Below are 1037 nucleotides of genomic sequence, written 5' to 3'. Positions count from 1 at the left end.
GGGGTGCGCATCGACTTCTCCAAGCTGGAGGACAACCACTTCAGCGTCCGGGGCGTCCCGCAGTTCCGTACCGAGGAGATCCTGGAGGCGTGGCTGGGAGAGCTCGGGGTCACCGTCCACCGCAACCACGAGGTGACGGGCTTCCGGGAGACCGAGGACGGTGTCGTCGTCTCCTTCGAGGGCCCCGACGGGCCGGGTGAGGAGGAGGCCCGGTACCTGGTGGGCTGTGACGGGGCGCGCTCGGTCGTCCGCAAGACCGCGGGCATCGACTTCCCCGGCTGGGACGCCACGCGGGGCATGTACATGGCCGACCTGGTCGGTGCCGGGGTGCGCCAGCGGCCCATCGGGGAGCAGGTGCCCGGCGGCATGGTGATGGCGTTCAACCTGGAGAACGGGGTCGACCGGATCGTCATCCACGACGAGAAGCTGCGCCCGCACGAGGACAAGAGCCAGCTCACTTTCGAGGTCGTCGCCGACGCCTGGCAGCGGATGACGGGGGAGTCCCTGCACCATGCCGAGGTCCGCTGGATCAGCGCCTTCACCGACACCACCCGCCAGGCCTCGCAGTACCGCAAGGGCCGGGTCTTCCTGGTCGGTGACGCCACCCACATCCATATGCCGGCCGGTGCGCAGGGCATGAGCGTGGGCGTGCAGGACGCGGTGAACCTGGGCTGGAAGCTGGCCGCGGCCATCAACGGCTGGGCGCCCGAGGGCCTGCTCGACACCTTCCACTCCGAGCGCCACCCGGTCGGCGAGAAGCTGATGCGCAACACCCGCGCGCAGACCCGCCTCTACCTCACCGGCGAGGAGATGGAGCCGCTGCGCGCGGTGATGCGCGAGCTCGTCCAGTCCCCGGACGTCGCCCGTCATCTGGCCGGGCAGGTCAGCGGCCTGGACGTGCGGTACGACATGGGCGCCACCGGCCATCCCCTGCTGGGCCTGCGCCTCTCGCCGGACCGCGAGATCGAGCGTGCCGACGGCGGCCGGGTCCGGGTCGCGGAGCTGCTGCACAGCGCGCGCGGTGTCCTCATCACCAC

The 1037-nt window shown here is 71.1% G+C and carries 1 protein-coding gene; it reads left to right on the top strand.

Translation table 11 applies throughout. The features are described 5' to 3' along the window. Positions 1-1037, top strand: a 1037-nt coding sequence (locus tag ACZ5ID_RS37065; RefSeq protein ID WP_468907230.1) for an FAD-dependent monooxygenase, incomplete at both ends; no start/stop codon positions are given.

This window comes from Streptomyces sp. NPDC031670, assembly GCF_055580545.1.
The sequence above is the reverse complement of the archived record's forward strand: the minus strand, read 5'-3'. Positions and strand labels throughout refer to the sequence as shown.